Here is an 18,804-nt window from a genome sequence, read left to right as displayed (position 1 = left end):
CATAACTGTAAGTTTTCATATGCTCCTCCTGTTGATTAATTTTTCTATTATAACGGACAGTTTCGAGGAGTGTCTACTTTACTAATACAATATCATTGCTATGACGGACAATTCAAACTTTATTCTGCTGGCTTTGTCCGTCATTTTCGCTATGACGGATTTTTCACAAAAAAGGAGCCGAAAATTCCTTAGCGGCCTGCTCTGGGTGGGATGCTTGGCTGATTGCTGAGATAATGGATACACCATCTGCACCCGCTTCAATCAGTGCTGATACATGTGCTTGTTTAATGCCACCGATCGCAACGATGGGCAGATCACCTACTTGTTGTCTTATCTGCTGAACACCATCGACACCGATTGGCTGTTTGGCGTCTGCTTTTGTTCCTGTTGCATAAATCGGGCCGACTCCTATATAATCTGCACCATCTTTTAATGCCTGTACCGCTTCTTGACGGTTGGTTGCTGAGACTCCTATCAGCCAATGATCCGGTACAAGTTTTCGTACCTGTTGGATCGGCATATCTTCTTGACCAACATGGACACCATCTACCCCAATCTCTAACGCCAATTCTATATCATCATTTACTATAAACGGCACTTGATATCGCTGACATAACTCTTTCATATGCAAAGCAAGTTGTTTTTTCGCTGTTCCGGTAAGGGCATCTTGACCTTTTTCCCGAAATTGAAACAGTGTCACCCCGCCTTTTAGTGCTTGTTCCAATACTGTCAATGGATTGCCATCGCAATTGTTGCTTCCCATGATAAAATATACCTGCAATATGTTACGATCCATTATTTAGAACTCCTTGTCATTCGTTGATGTAAACTAATTTCTTCCGCTTCCAGCCGATATAATTCATTAAGAAAAGCTACTTGGAAACTGCCCGGATATTTATTGCCAGCAGCTGCCTGTTCAGCAGCCACGCCATAATAACTGACTGCCGCTGCCGCTGCTTCCAGCACCTGATCATGCACAGCGATAAAGGCAGCCACTACGGCAGATAACAGACAACCTGTGCCCGTTATCTTCGTTAATAATGGATCACCATTAGTAATAACAATGGTTTGCTCGTTATCAATTAATATATCTTCTGCTCCCGTAATAACTAACGGAACCTGCAGAGAGGCAAAAGCCTGCCGGGCAAAATCATCATCCTCTATACTAGCGACTCCTTCTACTCCTTTTACCTTGGCCTCTATTCCTGCCAAATTCGCTATTTCCCCTGCATTCCCTCTGATACAGGCTATTTCTACTTCTTGCAAAATCTGTTTTGCAGAGGCAGTACGAAATGGGGTAGCTCCGACACCAACTGGGTCTAATACAACCGGAACGCCTGCCTGATTAGCGGCTTTACCTGCTAGTATCATCGCCTCTATCTGTATCTTTGATAAAGTTCCAATATTTAAGACCAATGCGCCAGCCTGCCGGGCCATCTCTTCTACTTCTTCTTTGGCGTGGGCCATTACTGGTGCAGCCCCTACGGCGTATAACCCATTGGCTGTGAAATTCATTACCACTTGATTTGTAATATTATGAATCAACGGCTGCTGTTGACGTACCTGTTCAATTAAATGATTCATGCTTATTCCTCCCTTTGGAAAGGCAATCCCTGTAATCGATAGCCCCAATGATTAGTCGGCCCATTACCCTTTCCTAACTCTAATGGATATTGGATCGCATCGGTAATAAACGCCTTTGCTAATTGAACCGCTTCTTTCACTTGCTTGCCTTTCGCCAGTTCTGCCGTAATTACTGCAGAAAATGTACAGCCGGTTCCATGGGTATGTTTTGTTTTAAAACGCTTGGCAGTCAGGTATTCATAGGAAATACCATCATATAGAATATCTGTTGGTGCACCACTTAAATGGCCTCCCTTGATAACTACCGCCTGAGCACCTAGTTCGTCTACAATTACCTTAGCAGCTTCCTCTGCCGCCTGATTATCAGCAATAGAAAAGCCTGCTAATATTTCTGCTTCCGGTATATTAGGAGTAACTACTGTAGCCAAAGGAAGCAAGGTGTTTCGAATCACTTGTCTTGTTGCCTCATCCATTAAAGAATCACCGCTTGTCGCCACCATTACAGGGTCAATCACATATGGCTTGTTTTCTCGTTTCAATTTCTCTGCAATCAATTCCATCATATCTACCGTGGCAACCATCCCTGTTTTGATTGCCTGCGGACTGATATCCTCAAAGACAACTTCTAATTGTTTTTCAATAAAATCTAAGCTCAAATGCTGGATATCTTGTACGCCCAGCGTATTTTGCGCCACAACCGACGTAATCACACTCATTCCATATACTTCCCGTTCTTGAAAGGCCTTCAAATCCGCTTGGATACCCGCACCACCGGTAGGGTCGGTACCTGCAATGGTTAATGCCGAAACTGTACTGCTCATGATCACTTGCTCCCTTCTAATGAGAATGGCCACTCCTCTACCTGGTAAGCCATGTCCCAAAATAGATATTCTAATTGACAGCTCTTGATAAATGCTAATTTTGCTTTTTCCCTCTCTTGATTATTTACCCCTTCTGCCCACTGATCTAAACGCAGGCGAAGCTCTTCTGTAGTTGAATCCGTCGTTTCCCTTGAATAAAAACTAATCCATTCATAGAAAGGATGCGTTTCTGTCGGCTGATATGTCTTTTTTAAATAATGACCAATTTCCAAGTAAGTCCACGGACACGGAAGCAAAGCCGCCAATAATTCCCCCATATTCCCTTGTTGTGCTGCACTCTTCATATGTGCCACGTAATGATTGGCACTAGGAGGCAATGGATAACCTTGCAAATCATTGTAATCTACACCAGCTGCCTGACAAAGATTATGATGGGGATGAATCTCACTATTTAAAATAAAACTGATTTTCTCATGAAAGTAGGCCATATCTTCTCTTGTATTACTTTTGGCAATGGCTATGCCATAAATATTAATAAAGGCATTCAGATACTCAAAATCAGCCTTTACATAGTGAATAAGAGCCTCTTTTGGCAACTCCCCTTCACCAAGCCCTACTACAAATGGATGTCGAAAAATCCCCTGAAAAATATCATCTGCTGCCTCTCTCAATTCCTTGCTAAACGTCATACTTATTCCTCCTCATATAATATGTCCTATTCTTCATCCTATTCCGACATTACCAGCAAAAAGAAAGCTGCTACTCTATGAAACATGTAAATCACATGAGTTTCTCCATTAAAACAGTTACATCCATGCAAAAAAGCCGCCTACTAGTTAAAGTAGAGCGGCTTAGACATGCAGTTTGCATCACATGTTAGGTATACGTCTCCCATATACCTTCCAGCTCCACTTTCCTACGCTGGTATTAACCAGTTCAGGTTCAAAGGGATCAAACATATGTGCCTGTCTCAGCTGCCTTTGCAGCACCCCTAGCGGAATATAGATATGAAGTTATTAAAGGTTGATCAAAAATTCCAATAAAAATGACACGGCGAATTTCTGCGTTGGCTTGAACTTCTTGGTCCTTTTTACCGGACTTTTTGAACACGCATTATTATCACTTAATCATGAAACAAATCGCTTGTCAAGTGGGATCATCTCTACCTGATTATGGAATAATCCCGATCGATCGCAGTGGCCAGATACGCATCTTGACATCACCGATAATCGCGTCTTCATCCACAAAACCAAATTCACGACTGTCTTTGCTGACACGACGGTTATCTCCCAGAACAAAGATCTTCCCTTCCGGAACTGTACCTCTGCCAGTTAATTCTTCTAACGTGAAATTTCCGGTTAAAAGAACTTCTTCTGGCAGTTCTGCTTTTATTTCATCTAGATAAGGCTCGTCGTATGGTTCCCCATTTATATATAACTGATCATTTTCCATAATGATCGAATCACCCTCCAAGCCGATGACCCGTTTCACATAATTATCATCTGAATCTGGTGCTTTGAATGCAATCTCATCAAAGCGGTCAATCGGGCTGATTTTACTTAAAATAATACGATCGCCATCTTCCAGATTTGGTAACATTGATTCCCCCTTCACAACAGATGGAGTAATCAGGAAATAGCGACAAACCAATACAATTAACAGGGCGATTACGATAGCTCTCAGCCACGAGAATACTTCCTGTAATATTTTATTATCCATAGTTAACCTTCTTTCACCATTTAGAAGCTTTTTCTTATACGGGATGTATGTTATTCTATTGTAATGCAAATGAAAAATAAATACCACATTTCAGTCTAACATATTTTGTATATTAATAGTGAATGAAGTGGTGAAAAAATCAGGTGAAAATCATGCAAACTATCAATAAAGTAAATAAACGATATCTTACTATTTTAAGTGTGATTGGAATTATTTTATTGGCTTTCAATCTCCGCCCCGCCATTACTGGGGTAGGACCTATTATTGGCATTATTCGAGAAGATCTCGGTATAACAAACGGAGCGGCTGGATTTCTAACCAGTCTACCGCTCCTTGCTTTTGGCTTCATGTCGCCTTTAGCACCGAGACTTGCAAACAAAACAAGTAACGAAAAAGCGTTGCTGTACGGCTTAATCATCTTATTGATTGGTATCTGGATTCGCTCTACTCCGTCGATTATTCTCTTATTCATCGGCACTACCTTGATCGGAGTTGGGATCGCTGTGATTAATGTGTTGCTGCCTAGCTTAATCAAGAGTAACTTCCCAACCAAGATAGGCATCATGACAGGTATTTATACTACAGCGATGTCTATCTTTGCAGCGACAGCCTCCGGATTAAGTGTACCACTTACAACCAATCTTGGTTTAGGCTGGAAATGGGCTTTAGCCAGCTGGAGTATCCTAACCGTTGCAGGAATCATTGTTTGGAGTATAACGATTAAGGCAACCCCTCGTTCACCTGAACAACAACTAGTAGAGCCAAGCAGAGGCCGGTTAATGCGTTCTGGCATCGCCTGGCAGGTAACGTTATTTATGGGGCTGCAATCATTTCTATTCTATGCAACGATCTCTTGGTTGGCAGAGATTCTCATCTCCCAAGGGTACACAGCCTCTTCTGCCGGCTGGTATGTCGCCTATATGCAATTTATTGGCTTACCTGCGACCTTTTTTACACCAGTATTGGCAGGAAAATTCCAAAATCAACAGGCGATTGTAGCCTGTGTGACCTTCCTAGGTCTGGTTGGTTACGGGCTACTCTATTTTGAACCAGGTACAATCGTTATAACAATTGCGATCACCTTCATTGGAACCATGTTAGGTGCTTGTATCAGTTTGTCCCTTACCTTGTTAAGTTTGCGAACAACAACAGCCAAACAAGCCGCCGAACTATCCGGTATGGCACAGTCCTTCGGTTATCTGCTTGCAGCTCTTGGACCAATTTCAATAGGATTTATTTTTGACCTTACCAGTTCTTGGCACCCGCCAATTGTAACTATTGTCTTCATTGTTTTAGCTGTAGCTGTATTTGGACTAGGTGCTGGCCGAAATAAAAATGCATTATCAGATTAGTTTTTTTAACAAATGACTTTCCTTTGCACAAAAAAAGGCGTATAATCATAACACTATACCATCACTAATGGAGAAGGGAGTTCATGTTCATGAAAAAATGGATCATTGCCATTAGTATACTCTTGACGCTGTCTCCCTATGTTTCGGTTTATCATCATGCAGACACACTACCGTACTATGCCGAACTTAGTGATAATTCCTCAAGCCACTACCAGACGATAAATGATATCGAGAAAACCTCTGATATCGGTATGGCAGCGGAACCGGTGATATGGTATAGTGCAATAAGTTTAATGCTGATCCTTTTCGCATACAGACCTGTTTGGGATTGGAACAGACATTTATTCGCTGTCTTTTATCAATCTAATTATCTCATTACCTATCGCAAGTCCTCATAACTACTTTTTTAATAAAAAGGAGGAATTGTGATGTGGTTTCGTTTCTTTGTGATTGGATTATTTTCAACTGCCGCATTAAGTGTATGGGTGTATCAAGGCATTGAATTTTTCCATGCCTTTTCTGATTATTTTAAAAATCGTTAACAGAACAAAAGCACAGAGCGCCCTTACAGGTTAAAAACGTGACATCGTGTGGCAACACCTGCATTAGCACATCCTGTACGTCACAGCAATGTATGAACTGGACTGAAGCGTAGGAAATAAAGGCAACACGGCGACGTAAGGAGCCGATGTTAACTTTCACCCAAGGGTACGACGAACAAGATGTTCTAGTATCGGCGTTGGTCACAGGACGTGACTGCTTTTAGCCGATAAAAGGGCGACTACGCCTCTGACTTTGTCAATCGGCAAGTCTTCTTTATCGTACGAAGCTGAGGGAAGTTGCGCTAGTTGCTGGGCGCTCGGAGCTAGACGTGGCTATTCGTTTGCAAATAGGTATCCTCAAGCAAGGATTTTATAATTTCCTGGAATATATAAAAGCACGAGGCCTAGGCCTCGTGCTTTTTTTAAACGGCTGTTACTTTTAATTCTACATCAATATTTCCTCTGGTTGCTTTGGAGTATGGACAAAAGCTATGGGCCTTGTTCGCCAATTCTTCTGCTTCTTCTTGAGAAACACCCTTTATTTCCACATTTAATACGACACCGATCTTGAAGCCATTATCTGCTTCATCTTTTAGTAGACTTACCTCTGCCGTTGTCGTAGAATCAATGTCCTTCTTCGCATTGGAAGCCATTAGATTAAGTGCCCCATCATAGCATGCCGAATATCCTGCTGCAAATAATTGTTCTGGATTAGAACCTTTCTCCTTGCTATTACCAGCCGGATTGACAAGATTTACATCGATGATTCCATCGTCTGATTTTGCAAAACCATCACGACCGCCTTTTGCTGTTGCTTTCGAAGTAAACAATACATTACTCACTCTATCCACTCCCTTAAATGAATTAGAACATATAGTTTGTCCTATAATATTATTCTACCAGTACTATTCCTTTTCTGCTATCAAATTAAACCTGTAATTTTATCAATGTAAATATTTGTGGGTTATTCAAATAGAAAACAAATCACTTTACACGGCCACTCCTCAATGACATAGTATAAGTAATATGGACTTAGAAAAGGAGGAAACAGCATGCGGGATTTTACTTTTCATAACCCAACTAGACTACATTTTGGTACAGGTCAACTTAAACAATTAAGCTCAGAATTAGAAAAATACGGGAACAAAGTCTTGCTCGTTTACGGTGGAGGCAGTATTAAACGCAATGGTTTATATGATCAAGTCATCGCCATCCTGAAACAAGAGCAGAAAACAGTGATGGAATTAAGCGGCGTTGAACCAAATCCGCGAGTAACAACAGCTCGCAAAGGCATTGATATTTGTAAAACCGAAAAGATAGATTTTATTTTGGCAGTAGGCGGCGGAAGCACAATCGATTGTGTGAAGGCCATTGCCGCTGGTGCTAAATCAGAACATGATATCTGGGATATTGTAACCAAGAAAGCAGCGGCAACTGACGCCTTACCCTTCGGTACAATCCTTACCTTAGCCGCAACTGGTTCAGAAATGAATTCAGGCTCGGTGATTACCAATTGGGAAACAAAGGAGAAACATGGCTGGGGCAGTCCTTATACATACCCTGTCTTCTCCATACTTGATCCTGAATTTACGAAAACAGTACCTGCCGATCAAACGGTCTATGGAATCGTTGATATTATGTCACATGCCTTTGAACACTACTTTCATCATGAAACCAATACCTTGCTGCAGGACCGGATGGTAGAAGGCATTCTGCAAACTATGGTGGAAACAGCACCAAAACTGGTCGCCGACTTAAAGAACGAGGAATACCGTGCAACCGTGCTTTATAATGGCACAATGGCCTTAAACGGGATGGTGAATATGGGATATCAAGGAGATTGGGCCACCCATAACTTAGAGCATGCCGTATCAGCCGTCCATGATATCCCGCATGGAGGCGGATTGGCGATCCTTTTCCCGCATTGGATGGAATATGTAATCGATGAAAATCCGGCACGTGCCAAACAATTTGCTGTGAGAGTGTTCGGCATTGATCCAGCAGATAAAACTGATAAAGAAATCGGACTTTCTGGCATACAAGCCTTGCGCAGCTTCTGGAATCAAATCGGAGCGCCATCTAGATTAACCGATTATGGCATTGGAGAAGATAGTATTGAAGAAATGGCAGACAAAACCGTAACCGCAAGTCTTGCATTCGGCCGATTCAAGCAATTAACCCGAGAAGACGCTGTAGCTATTTATAAGGCTGCCTTGTAGTGCGTGTTCAAAAAATTCGATAAAAAAGAAAGTGACCATTATTTTCCTTGGTCACTTTCTTCCTTGTTTTCCTGATCCTTTTCTTCTGGCAAAGGATCCACGGTATGGTTATATCCGTAGCCTTTATTCAACGTCAAGATCGACAAGACTAGTACCATCACAACAATAACTGCTGATACAGCAATAACTACCCACATAAAAAACCTTCCTTTACATCAAGTAACTTTGCCCTATTATAGCATATAAACGAACCAAAGGTACTATCCACTTGCCCGAACTTCTTTCACATACTATTCATATTATATGCTGTAAAGACTTCTCATTATTATATAAAGGAGTTTGAAAGTATGAATTATACATCTATCAGTAAGAAAAAGAAGCCTCGGCCGAAGAAGTCATGTGGTTGCGGCAGTTCTAAGATAAAAAAGAATAAACAAAGCAAAACAGACAACTATTAAACAAGATAAGAAATCAACACCTCGATAATAGCTGCAACCCCTGCTATTGCCAAAATAATTACAATTGGGGTAAATACAAAAGGAGCGAGTTGAAAACCAAGATATAATAGTGTACTTGTCCAAATCCCGGTACACCAATGACAACGCAATAATTCACCAACCCATCGCTTCAGCCCGCTCCCTTTGAAGGTTACTGTTTCTTCTACAGTCCCATCTGTCAGCCATTTTTCTTCCACCTCAAAAAAAGGTGCTCGGATAAATCCCGTAATCTTATCGTAGACAATTAAGCGTGTCAGTCGAAAAGCAGCCAATGCCAATAAAAAAAAGGTTAACCAAGTCAACAAAAGCACCTTCTTTCCATATAATCTTTACTAAATGTATGAGATAGACGTTGGAATCATGCGTAATAAGCCTATTTTTTATAGAAAACGATATAAGCACAATAAAAAGATCAAGATGGATCGCTATACCATCTTGATCTTTTAGTTATGTCTTCATTCTTTTCTTATCATCCATATTTCCCCTTAGCTAAAGAAGCCCTCTTTATAGATAATAAAGTGATGAATTATTGATCACCGTTTTTCCTATTTAGCATGCCAGCTATTAATAAATCGACAATATCGTTGGCTACTTCTTCAGGCTCTTTTTGCTGGGGCAGCAATTGAATAAATGTTAAACGTTCAATGATACCCATTAAACTCTCTGCAACCATTTGTGTATCTAAATCTTTACGAAAATAGCCGGCACTTACTTCAAAATCAAGATTATCTTTAATTTGTTCAACAATTTGTGCTTTTACTTCATCGGCTTTTGTTGACAAGTAAAAGCCAATTCGCGTTAAATCCGGATTTTTGGCAAGAAACGCTAATAATTCCTTTAAATTATATGCAATGCGTGCTCTTATCGCCGTTGACTCCAATTGGGGTTGTAAGCGGCTTTTCTTCGTAAAATCAAGTATTTGTAAGCGAAATAAATGTTCTAGTTCTTCAAAAACCGCTTCCTTATTTTTGAAATATAGATAAAAAGTAGGTTGACTTAATGATGCACCTTTGACAATCGAGCTCACTTTTGTCTTGTGATACCCGTGCTGGGCAAATTCTTTTGCGGCTATTTCAAGAAGCAATGCCCGACTTTCTTCCCCGCTTGCGCCTTTAGGTCTACCTCTTTCTGCCATAAAAATTCCTCCAAATAAGTTAAAAACATAAAGAATACCTTACTTCATCTTCTCTTTCATTCCGATAAAGAAAATAGTTTTAATTAAATTATATATGGACATTAAGCAACATAAAGTCTTTATTTTTTTATACGCCAGAAAATAACAAAACTATTGGAATAATGTTTTACATATTCACTTTTTCAGCATAAAGATGCCATGAGCACCTCTTGTTCTTGACGAAGATAGATAACAAACTGATACGCATTATGTCGTAACATGCTTTCCACACCCTTAAACAGAGGCACTCTCCTAGCCCTTTTCCCTATTTAAAAACTTACTGTACAATGAAGCCAGCACTTGTTGAAACAACATCCCGATTACAACAGGAACGGCTACTGCTCCTGGAAAATATTGTACCGCAATAACTGCCCCTGCACTGATATTACGCATACCACTGCTAAACGTTAGTGCAATCACATCTTTCTGTGGTCGTTTCAGCCATTTTGCCACTAGCCAGGCCAGAAAATAACCGCTAGCAGCAACGAAAAACATCAGCAACGCTACTTTGATTAGATGAAACTGAATATCCATCAAATAATCTGCTACAGCCGAACTATTAATCATAATCACAAGCGCCAAGGTTATTTTGGAAAAAGGGGCCAGCCGCGGACTCCATTTTTCGTGAATCATCCCATGAGATAGTTCATGCAACAACATCCCTAACACAGACGGAATCACGATCATATAGACTAGTCCAACCATCATTCCCCAAACATCTAATTGCACACTTGCACCAGCAAATATAGTTAATAAGAATGGGACAATAAACGGGGCAATCAATGTATCGATCAGAATAATCGTTAGCGTTAAGGCAACATTTCCCTTATTCATCGACACCCAGATAAAACTGGTGATCCCCGTTGGAATCATCATCGCTAATACAAACCCAATAATTGTCAGCGTATCCCCTGGGAAAGTAATCACTCCAATGAGAAAAGCCCACAACGGCATCAGGATATGCAATATGATCAATGCGATTACAACAGACATAGGGTGTTTAATCACACGATAGAGTGCAACAAAATTCAAGCTAAGACTACCGGCAAAGGTCATAAAAGCAAATAGCCAAGTAACCCAGCCTTGAAATGGCATTAAATAATCAGCAAATAAGACACCTATAATGACACTTGCCGGTGCAATAAAAGGCATGATTCGCTGTAATATCTGATTCAAGCTGTTCAGCATATCCTTCTACTCCTATGTCAATACCTCTTCTTTAATCTTGGTCTTTCCTCTGACCAATCCACCTCTACCGGTACCTCAAAGAATGTAGTTAACATCTCCGAATTGATCATATCCGCCGTATCGCCTTGTTGGTAGACTTCTCCGTTCTTTAACAAGAATGTTTTGGTAAATGTCGGTAATATTTCTTCGACATGGTGTGTGACATAAATTATTGATGGGGCATCTTCATCAGCACTAATATTTTCGATAGATGTTAGCAGTTGCTCCCTAGCGATAAAATCTAAACCAGTGGTTGGTTCATCTAAAATCAATAATTTCGGATCATTCATTAAGGCCCGGCCAATCAGCACTCGTTGTTGTTCCCCTTGTGACAAGGTTCGATACGGACGATTAGCATAAGAAAAGCAATCCAAATCCTTAAGGATTTGCTGTGCCTTTTCCCGCATCGCTTCAGTCGGTGTTTCATAAAGACCAATCGAAGCAAATCCACCGCTTAACACAACTTGGTAAGCACTGTCAGTCCCATACATCTTTTGTTTTAAAGAAGAGGAGACAATCCCAATTTGCTGTCTTAACTGCTCACCCAACACATCACGGCCAAATTTTCTGCCAACAACCTCTACTTCACCCTTTGTCGGGAAATAATAACAACAAAGCATATGTAAAAGAGCTGTCTTCCCTGCTCCATTAAGTCCTAATAAGGCCCAGTTCTCTCCTTTATTTATATCCCAGTTAATATTTTTTAGTATCCAATTCCCATCTTTTTTTAAACTGACATCTTTTAAATGTAAAACCACTGTCATTACCTCCCTCTTTCTTCAGTATACACCTCTCCTTATAATATTTCCTGTGATTTGTCTATTGCTTGTGTTTTGTTGGTACTTATTTTACAATTTTAAAATAGTTTCAATCGAGTAAAATGTCCGCTGCAAAGGTGCTTTAACTCAGGAAATAAAAATACCACAGCAATTCCCTATACTGCTGGGCACAATTTCAAACTAGGAACGCATAAGCTATTTCCCGGAGAACTTGTTTCGATCTTATACAAAAAGGTGGGCCGCAGCCTCTCCTTTACATGTATATCTGCCGTTCGAATTTACCACATGTAACTGGCTCAATGGGGTCAACTAACGTTCAGTAGGGAGAGAGGCGTTGACAACGTCTGCACTAGCACATCCTATGGGTCGAAACCCTACTAAACGAAGTCCCACTTTATAGGTTATACTCCTTAAACCATTCAGGTGGTTGATTATGCGTAAAATCATGGGTCTCTAGAATATGTCTCGTTCTCTCTTGTACATACGTTAAATTCCCCATTAAGTAACCACCAATTTGGCTTGCATGTTGATTCAATGCTACAAACAAGTTGTACTTTCTCCAGAAAATCTCAGGAATTCTGTTATCAAAATATCCCATTACCTGACCTATAGCAAAATACTTGCTTACTTGCGCGGTATACTTAGGTATTTTAAAAAATTCTTCAAATGGATCTCCCCAGTCAAACGAATCAAAATCAATAATACCGGCTAATTTTTGGTTCTTAATAATTATATTTTGAGGATGGAAATCATCATGTTGAAAACAGACAGGACTATTTTTTAACAGATGTATATTCTCTTTGATATAACTTTCTACATATGTTTGTTTATAGAAAGTAAGTCCAAGCTCTTTACAAGTCTCCATTTTATGTTGGTATTTATCTAATCGTTTTTTAAACCAGTTAAATGAGTGATTTGGTGTGATGAGATGTATTTTTCGTAATTCTTTCCCAGCTTGTAATCCTATTTTATATTGCAACTCTTCTTCTAGTGCAGCCAAAGTACTATCACCGCTTGCTCCATCTATATAAGAAAGAATTAAATAACATATTTGCTCTTCTTCTTTATAATTAAATATGATTGCTTCGGGACACGAAACTTCATTTTTAGCATGTATTTTTAACAACTCAAATTCATGTTTCACTCTATCCTTTTTCAAAATATCATACATTTTCAATAAATATAATGGTTTTCCTTCAGCAGAATAAAGCTTGTATTTCTTCGCAGCAGAATAACCAGATTTTAGTTCTTCATATGTAACTACAGGCAGGTGATTAGAAGTGACAATTTCTGTTATATTAACCATTGTTCCTCCCTCTATATAGTTCTTGATTATTTCTTTAACTTCATTCTCATGTAACTATATTAGTTTCTCATTTTATCATATCAACTTACAATCTTTTTATACGAAAATTCCAAATAGCAAAACTAGTATACTTAATAAATTGCCAAATATGGATTACAATTAACAAAAAGAGGTTAACATCAGTCAAGCTGCTGCCTTTATAAAAAATTTACAGCATAACAAGATGGAATTTCTCATAAAAATGATAGAATACTAATAAGACGTATAAATTTAAGGAGCGATGATATGACTGGCAGAACGTTAGTAATCAATTTAGACTTAGCTCAATATTTGTTAGACGACATCCAAGCCGTTGTTCCGAATTGGAAGGTTGTTGCAAGTAAAGACAGCGAAAGCATTGAGAATGAGTTAACACAAGCAGAAGTCGTCCTGCATTGGAAAAGTGCAGCAGCTTCAGCTTTGCTTGAAAAAAATGATCAGCTAAAATGGATACAAACTTGGAGTGCAGGGGTAAACAGCTTACCGCTTCAAGAACTGCAGCAAAAGAGGATTATACTGACTAGTGCCAATGGTGTCCATGCCTATCCTATCTCAGAGACAATTTTTGCATTGTTACTGGGATTGACACGAAAAATCCATACATATGTCCGTCAACAGCAAGAGAAAAAATGGCATCATGGCGGACTAGAATTGGAGATTCACGGGAAAACGATTGGGATCTTAGGAGTTGGTGCTATTGGGCAGGAAACCGCTAAAATTGCCAAAGCATTTGGAATGAAGGTTCTCGGTGTCAGACATTCTGGAAAACCTGACACATATGTGGATGAGATGTATACACCCAATCAATTGGACAATGTCCTCCGCCAATCTGATTATATTGTTATTACGCTGCCACTAACCGAGGAAACGACTCATATGTTTGACTCGGAACAATTCCGCCAAATGAAAGATACAGCCTTTCTAATCAATATTGGCAGGGGGCAAATTATAAATGAGGATGCATTTATTAAGGCATTGAAAAATAAAGAGATTGCAGGAGCAGGGCTTGATGTATTTGAAACAGAACCTTTACCGGAAGACAGTCCGCTCTGGGAAATGGATAATGTTATCGTCACTCCGCATACGGCAGGTGCAACAGAACATTATACGGAGCGTGTAGTACGGGATATCTTTATTCCAAATCTAAAGCATTATCTCACTCATCAAGTGCCACATCTTAATAGGGTTGATTATGACAAGGGATATTAACCAGCACCGCCCAGCTGTTATTTCTATTTTTTTAACTCCTAATCTTTTTTAACACAAAAAAGAGAAATTTGAACTATTATCAAAAATTCTTTCATGAGAATTGAAATTAGTTCAGATTTCTCTTTAATTATAATACATTCGTTGTGATTGCTTCCTTGTTAAGTTTTTGTCATTTCCAATTCAGGGTCTAAATTTCTGCTCCCTATCATTATTTTTCAAGGTAAAGATGGAGAAAATAACAAATATCACCACAATAGCCCCTAAAATATAGAATGTTGCCTCATAGCTGGTTACATCATTGAGACGGCCTACTATACTGGAAAACACGATAACCCCGATTTCACTAGAAACTTTAAACCCTATTAAATATACAGTAGCCGACAGCCTTACATCGAAATCGACTTTATTAACAATAAACGGAGCCAGGAATAAGAATAAAGCCTCAACAAACACCTGAGCAGAGTTTAATATTCCATAAATTCTATTGCCCTCTTCCTCTGTTGGAAATAACTCCACGAAGTATACCGGGAATAGCTGCTGATCATAGACGGTATAAATACAAACAGTACCGAATAAATAAATAAATAAATAAGTAAAAACCAAAATACTCTATTGGAAAAGAGAAATCGAATATCCTTCATTGAAATATTAGAAACACTCTTTTCTTTTCTTTTGTTACTTCTACTTTAAACAACATGTTTAAAAGCAAGAAAAGTCCCCCTGTACCTGAGGCAATCCAGAAGTTAATATGCAGGTTAATATTCATTAAAGAGCCTGCACCAATTGCTGCAACGGCATAGCCTAAAGAACCCCACATTCGTGCCTTTCCAAATTCGAAGTCGTATTTACGGCTTATTTTCTCTGTGAATGATTCCAAGAAACCAGCACCTAGGTAGATCGCCCCTAATGTTGCACCAAGATAGAATTGGCTCAATAACAATGGTTCATAAACATAAATCACAAACGAACCGATAAAGACTAAGACAATACTTTGAAACCATACAAGATTCTTTTTCGTGCCTAATTTATCTTGTAAATAGCCGTATAAAATCATAAAGGCTAACGATAAAAAGGAACTAAGGAATAAATGGATCCTACTTGCGCACCCGTTAGTTCCAAACTATTTCTTAGTCAGATGGCATAGAATGTAATAAATTTTTACTCCTCTCAAAAATGGAAGAGAGAGCACAAATTACGCGCTCTCTCCCCGTAGCAACTACTTCCAAATTGTCGGCAATTCGTTCATACTTAATTGTTCTACCTCTACTTCCGCTTCTTCTGTATATAATTCCACAGCAGTAATTGCCCCGCTTGGATACATCAGATTAGTAGAAACAACCACACCGTCATTAGCAAATAACTCAAATGAACAATGATCAAAGATAGCTGTAATTTTTTGAATATCTAAACCATTCAAGCTTCCCGTAATCTCACTTGCAAATTTGTCAGAGAAATCTTGCTGTCCTTCAGTGCGATAGAAAGTATAGCTATTATTCGTTTGGTTAATTTCTAATTTAAAGACTTCTCCTTGATCACTTACTAATTGGAAGCCCCACTGTTTTGCAGGTTGACTTAATTGAATATCGATAGTCCCAGGCAGTGTCACATCATAGGCTGCTTTCTCACCTGGTTTTATCGTTAGACTTGATTCTGATCTGACTTGGACAGGCTCCGACACGATGACTGGCTCTTGTTTTAATAAATAATTACCGCCATCTGGCTGTAAGCTGATCTTACGGACAAGGCTCATCGCACTGCGCCATGGCGATACAGGCACGTCATTGGCATAATCCCAATTGTTCATCCAGCCGATCCAATACGTATCATCCGTATTATCCCATGTAACCGCCGCATAGAAGTCTCTGCCTTCATCTGCCCACTTCAGCGGATCTGTGGCTGCCTCATTCGGATGAAATTCTTTTCCATCAAAAGAACCTGTAAAATAGTAGACTGCCGAGCCACCGTTAGGGCCACCTGGATTAATGCTGACAATTAATACCCATTCTTTTTGATCCGTTCCTTCAACAGGAAGATGAATTAAATCTGGGCATTCCCAAACGCCACCGTCTGATGGATATTCTTTCCCAAATGAAGATAAGTGTGTCCAATCAATTAAATTTGGTGAACCAAAGAATTGAATATGATCACCACAGGCTAATACCATCACCCATTGTTTGCTGTCAGCATGCCAAGCTACTTTTGGATCACGGAAATCTTTGATCGTGGTATTTGGAATGACCGGATTTCCTTCATATTTTACCCATGTTCTGCCTTTATCTTCACTATAGGCAATACTTTGCTGCTGTTCTCCATGGTTATCATGTGTAAAAATGGCTACTAATCCACCAGTTTCCTCTTTAAACAAACCACTCGTATTATGTTTATCTACTACAGCTGAGCCGGAGAAAATCGTACCTAGTTGATCCGGTTCTAAGGCCGTGCCCAGCTCTTTCCAATGGTATAAGTCTGTACTGACAGCATGACCCCAGTGCATATCAGCATGTTTATTACCGTTTGGGTTACGCTGATAAAATAAATGATATTCACCCTCATAATAAACTAATCCATTTGGATCATTAATCCAATTCTCTTTTGGTGTAAAATGAATCTGCGGACGAAGTGTTTCTTGATAATACATCTCTATCTTCCTTTCCATTATATGTTTTTAAGTTTTTACTTACAAAGCTTCAGCCATTACAAATGTTTACCTAGCACCATCGGTATTCCCGTATTTCTCCAAGTTGTACTTAGTAAAGATATAAACTAGCTCTGTATGCTAACATTTGATTTTATTTCTCTCTATCTATCATCTTATATTTCCAATCATATGTCAATCGGTTGACAGTATTTTTTGATAAAATCCAAGCTAGCACCACGCATTTATTGGTGCTAGCTTGGATTTTATGCGAAAAGACCTACCTCTATATTAATGTGTGTTCAAAAAATTAGATAAAAAACACCATCTCGGCTACGCTAGCAGCACCGTGTTGCAGCATCGGTACTAGTACATCCTGTACGTCCACAATCTAAAACCATGACGACATCACCACGTCTGGATTTGTACACCTTGTACGTCGAAAGTTTAACGCGGCGCTACCTTTTAACAGCGGGCTTGCAGAGGAAGTGTTGACTTCTGTGTTACCCGCACGATGTGGTTGACCTTCTGCTGCCATCACTTTCGACATTCGATGCGTATTTTTATTTGGCTTTTTGGACAACTTCTATTAGTCAAGTACACTACCTTTACACAACGATACGGGTAAGATTGCTGGTGCGATAGCATATTCTTGCTCATTAATCTGACGATCCAGCAACTCTACTGATTTTTCAGCAATTTGTGCTATTGGCTGTATAATAGTTGCTAGTTCCGGGTAAATAGACCGAATCAATTCAGTTCCATCATACCCGATAATTTTCAAGTCCTCAGGGATACGATATCCTTGTTTTATCGCATACTGCCAACTTTTTATCGCTAATATATCATCACTTGCAAAGATACCATCCACTTCTGGATGTTCGGCAAATAACTGCTGAATCACTTCTAGCTGATTATCGTGAACTTCATAAATAATTGGCGTCAGTCCATTATTTATCATCACTTGTTGATAGGCAAATCTTCGGTCATTGGCTGGTGTTTCAATTGTAGCGGCACCATTAATATGGGCAATGTGTTTACAACCTTGAGCAATCAGCTCTTCCGTTGCCAGCTTACCGCCTTGGAAATTATCAGAACTAACCACTTGAATTTGCTTGGATAAATAATGATCAATAGCTACCGCTGGCAGATGCTGCTTTAAATCAATCAGTCCGCGGTTATAGGTAACCACAATCACACCATCTACTTGGTTGCGCAGTAACATTTCCCAGTATTTCTTCTCCTTCTCGGCTTCATGCACACTATTACATAAGAGCACCTTATAGCCTTTGTCATTACAACAACGTTCAATATGAGTCACCAAATCACCATAGAATGGATTGCTGGCAGAAGGCACAATTACACCAATTAAATGGGTTCGTTTGTTATAAAGCGAGCGTGCCAAATCATTGGGAATGTAATTGATTTCTTTCATAGCTTGATAAACTTTTTCTTTTGTTTCTTTACTGATGTAACCGCGGTCATTTAGTACTCTGGAAACAGTAGTAGGCGATACACCTGCTGTCTTAGCTACATCTTGTATTTTTGGTTTCATCGGCATAAACCTCCTTCAATAGAACGGTATCAATCTCCTGCGATCATAAGATCTTCTTTCTCGATACTAGCCAATCGAGACACAGAGCAACATCATGTTTTTCTTGCAAAGGCTCACTGTGTTACTGCTCCATCTGCTAATAAGCA

Annotated in this window: 20 protein-coding genes and 1 riboswitch; of the genes, 4 read left to right on the top strand and 16 right to left on the bottom strand. The window is 39.5% G+C overall.

Features of this window, described 5'->3' with window-relative positions:
* Positions 1 to 163 precede the first annotated feature (163 nt).
* The 5 genes from thiE to lepB form a co-directional block, all read right to left on the bottom strand.
* The gene (gene thiE / locus JOD18_RS14150) at positions 164 to 796 is read right to left on the bottom strand and encodes a thiamine phosphate synthase (protein WP_204669738.1); all 633 of its coding nucleotides are present in this window, start codon (positions 794 to 796) and stop codon (positions 164 to 166) included.
* Positions 796 to 1,584: a hydroxyethylthiazole kinase gene (gene thiM, locus JOD18_RS14145; protein WP_204669736.1), complete on the bottom strand. Its 789-nt coding sequence runs from the start codon at positions 1,582 to 1,584 to the stop codon at positions 796 to 798. The genes thiE and thiM overlap by 1 nt, the downstream gene beginning before the upstream one ends.
* Positions 1,585 to 1,586: 2 nt before the next feature.
* A complete protein-coding gene (gene thiD / locus JOD18_RS14140; protein ID WP_204669734.1) occupies positions 1,587 to 2,405 on the bottom strand; it encodes a bifunctional hydroxymethylpyrimidine kinase/phosphomethylpyrimidine kinase in 819 nt (272 codons plus the stop codon).
* A gap of 2 nt (positions 2,406 to 2,407) precedes the next feature.
* Positions 2,408 to 3,094, bottom strand: a complete 687-nt coding sequence (gene tenA, locus JOD18_RS14135) for a thiaminase II (RefSeq protein ID WP_204669732.1) — start codon at positions 3,092 to 3,094, stop codon at positions 2,408 to 2,410.
* Positions 3,095 to 3,301: 207 nt separating this feature from the next.
* Positions 3,302 to 3,408: riboswitch (TPP riboswitch) on the bottom strand.
* A gap of 167 nt (positions 3,409 to 3,575) precedes the next feature.
* On the bottom strand, positions 3,576 to 4,124 hold the full coding sequence (lepB, locus tag JOD18_RS14130; RefSeq protein WP_204669730.1) for a signal peptidase I: 549 nt from the start codon (positions 4,122 to 4,124) through the stop codon (positions 3,576 to 3,578).
* A 152-nt stretch (positions 4,125 to 4,276) separates the two neighbouring features.
* On the opposite strand from lepB, the gene JOD18_RS14125 reads away from it, so the two are divergent.
* Both JOD18_RS14125 and JOD18_RS14120 read left to right on the top strand, forming a co-directional pair.
* Positions 4,277 to 5,476: a CynX/NimT family MFS transporter gene (locus JOD18_RS14125; protein WP_204669728.1), complete on the top strand. Its 1,200-nt coding sequence runs from the start codon at positions 4,277 to 4,279 to the stop codon at positions 5,474 to 5,476.
* An 89-nt stretch (positions 5,477 to 5,565) separates the two neighbouring features.
* Positions 5,566 to 5,874 (top strand): hypothetical protein, encoded by a 309-nt coding sequence (locus tag JOD18_RS14120; RefSeq protein ID WP_204669726.1) that lies wholly within the window; start codon positions 5,566 to 5,568, stop codon positions 5,872 to 5,874.
* A 566-nt stretch (positions 5,875 to 6,440) separates the two neighbouring features.
* Here JOD18_RS14120 and JOD18_RS14115 read toward each other — a convergent pair.
* Positions 6,441 to 6,860, bottom strand: coding sequence for an Ohr family peroxiredoxin (locus JOD18_RS14115; protein WP_204669724.1), 420 nt, complete (start codon positions 6,858 to 6,860; stop codon positions 6,441 to 6,443).
* 210 nt (positions 6,861 to 7,070) lie between these two features.
* Here JOD18_RS14115 and JOD18_RS14110 point away from each other — a divergent pair, with 210 nt between their 5' ends.
* The gene (locus JOD18_RS14110; RefSeq protein WP_204669722.1) at positions 7,071 to 8,237 is read left to right on the top strand and encodes an iron-containing alcohol dehydrogenase; all 1,167 of its coding nucleotides are present in this window, start codon (positions 7,071 to 7,073) and stop codon (positions 8,235 to 8,237) included.
* A 38-nt stretch (positions 8,238 to 8,275) separates the two neighbouring features.
* Here JOD18_RS14110 and ytzI read toward each other — a convergent pair whose 3' ends face one another.
* The 6 genes from ytzI to JOD18_RS14080 form a co-directional block, all read right to left on the bottom strand.
* Positions 8,276 to 8,434, bottom strand: coding sequence for a YtzI protein (gene ytzI / locus JOD18_RS14105; RefSeq protein WP_204669720.1), 159 nt, complete (start codon positions 8,432 to 8,434; stop codon positions 8,276 to 8,278).
* A 257-nt stretch (positions 8,435 to 8,691) separates the two neighbouring features.
* Complete coding sequence (locus tag JOD18_RS14100; protein ID WP_204669718.1) at positions 8,692 to 9,045, bottom strand: DUF1360 domain-containing protein; 354 nt, start codon at positions 9,043 to 9,045, stop codon at positions 8,692 to 8,694.
* 215 nt (positions 9,046 to 9,260) lie between these two features.
* Complete coding sequence (locus JOD18_RS14095; RefSeq protein WP_204669716.1) at positions 9,261 to 9,869, bottom strand: TetR/AcrR family transcriptional regulator; 609 nt, start codon at positions 9,867 to 9,869, stop codon at positions 9,261 to 9,263.
* A gap of 291 nt (positions 9,870 to 10,160) precedes the next feature.
* On the bottom strand, positions 10,161 to 11,096 hold the full coding sequence (locus JOD18_RS14090; protein WP_204669714.1) for a bile acid:sodium symporter family protein: 936 nt from the start codon (positions 11,094 to 11,096) through the stop codon (positions 10,161 to 10,163).
* 17 nt (positions 11,097 to 11,113) lie between these two features.
* Positions 11,114 to 11,893, bottom strand: coding sequence for an ATP-binding cassette domain-containing protein (locus JOD18_RS14085; protein WP_204669750.1), 780 nt, complete (start codon positions 11,891 to 11,893; stop codon positions 11,114 to 11,116).
* A gap of 415 nt (positions 11,894 to 12,308) precedes the next feature.
* Positions 12,309 to 13,220, bottom strand: a complete 912-nt coding sequence (locus JOD18_RS14080; protein WP_204669712.1) for an aminoglycoside phosphotransferase family protein — start codon at positions 13,218 to 13,220, stop codon at positions 12,309 to 12,311.
* A 285-nt stretch (positions 13,221 to 13,505) separates the two neighbouring features.
* Here JOD18_RS14080 and JOD18_RS14075 point away from each other — a divergent pair, with 285 nt between their 5' ends.
* Positions 13,506 to 14,468 (top strand): D-2-hydroxyacid dehydrogenase, encoded by a 963-nt coding sequence (locus JOD18_RS14075; RefSeq protein ID WP_204669710.1) that lies wholly within the window; start codon positions 13,506 to 13,508, stop codon positions 14,466 to 14,468.
* Positions 14,469 to 14,648: 180 nt separating this feature from the next.
* On the opposite strand, the gene JOD18_RS24625 is transcribed toward JOD18_RS14075, so the two are convergent.
* From JOD18_RS24625 to JOD18_RS14055, 4 genes are all read right to left on the bottom strand, one after another.
* A complete protein-coding gene (locus JOD18_RS24625; RefSeq protein ID WP_204669708.1) occupies positions 14,649 to 15,071 on the bottom strand; it encodes an MFS transporter in 423 nt (140 codons plus the stop codon).
* Between the two features lie 34 nt (positions 15,072 to 15,105).
* On the bottom strand, positions 15,106 to 15,561 hold the full coding sequence (locus JOD18_RS14065; RefSeq protein ID WP_338029548.1) for an MFS transporter: 456 nt from the start codon (positions 15,559 to 15,561) through the stop codon (positions 15,106 to 15,108).
* Between the two features lie 123 nt (positions 15,562 to 15,684).
* On the bottom strand, positions 15,685 to 17,106 hold the full coding sequence (locus JOD18_RS14060; protein WP_204669705.1) for a glycoside hydrolase family 32 protein: 1,422 nt from the start codon (positions 17,104 to 17,106) through the stop codon (positions 15,685 to 15,687).
* A gap of 586 nt (positions 17,107 to 17,692) precedes the next feature.
* Positions 17,693 to 18,658, bottom strand: coding sequence for a LacI family DNA-binding transcriptional regulator (locus tag JOD18_RS14055; protein WP_204669703.1), 966 nt, complete (start codon positions 18,656 to 18,658; stop codon positions 17,693 to 17,695).
* Positions 18,659 to 18,804 lie beyond the last annotated feature (146 nt).

Origin of the sequence: Gracilibacillus alcaliphilus (genome assembly GCF_016909015.1) — a bacterium.
GTDB lineage: Bacteria > Bacillota > Bacilli > Bacillales > Amphibacillaceae > Gracilibacillus > Gracilibacillus alcaliphilus.
Note: the sequence above shows the minus strand (reverse complement) of the source record. Positions and strands in the feature narration are given on the sequence as shown.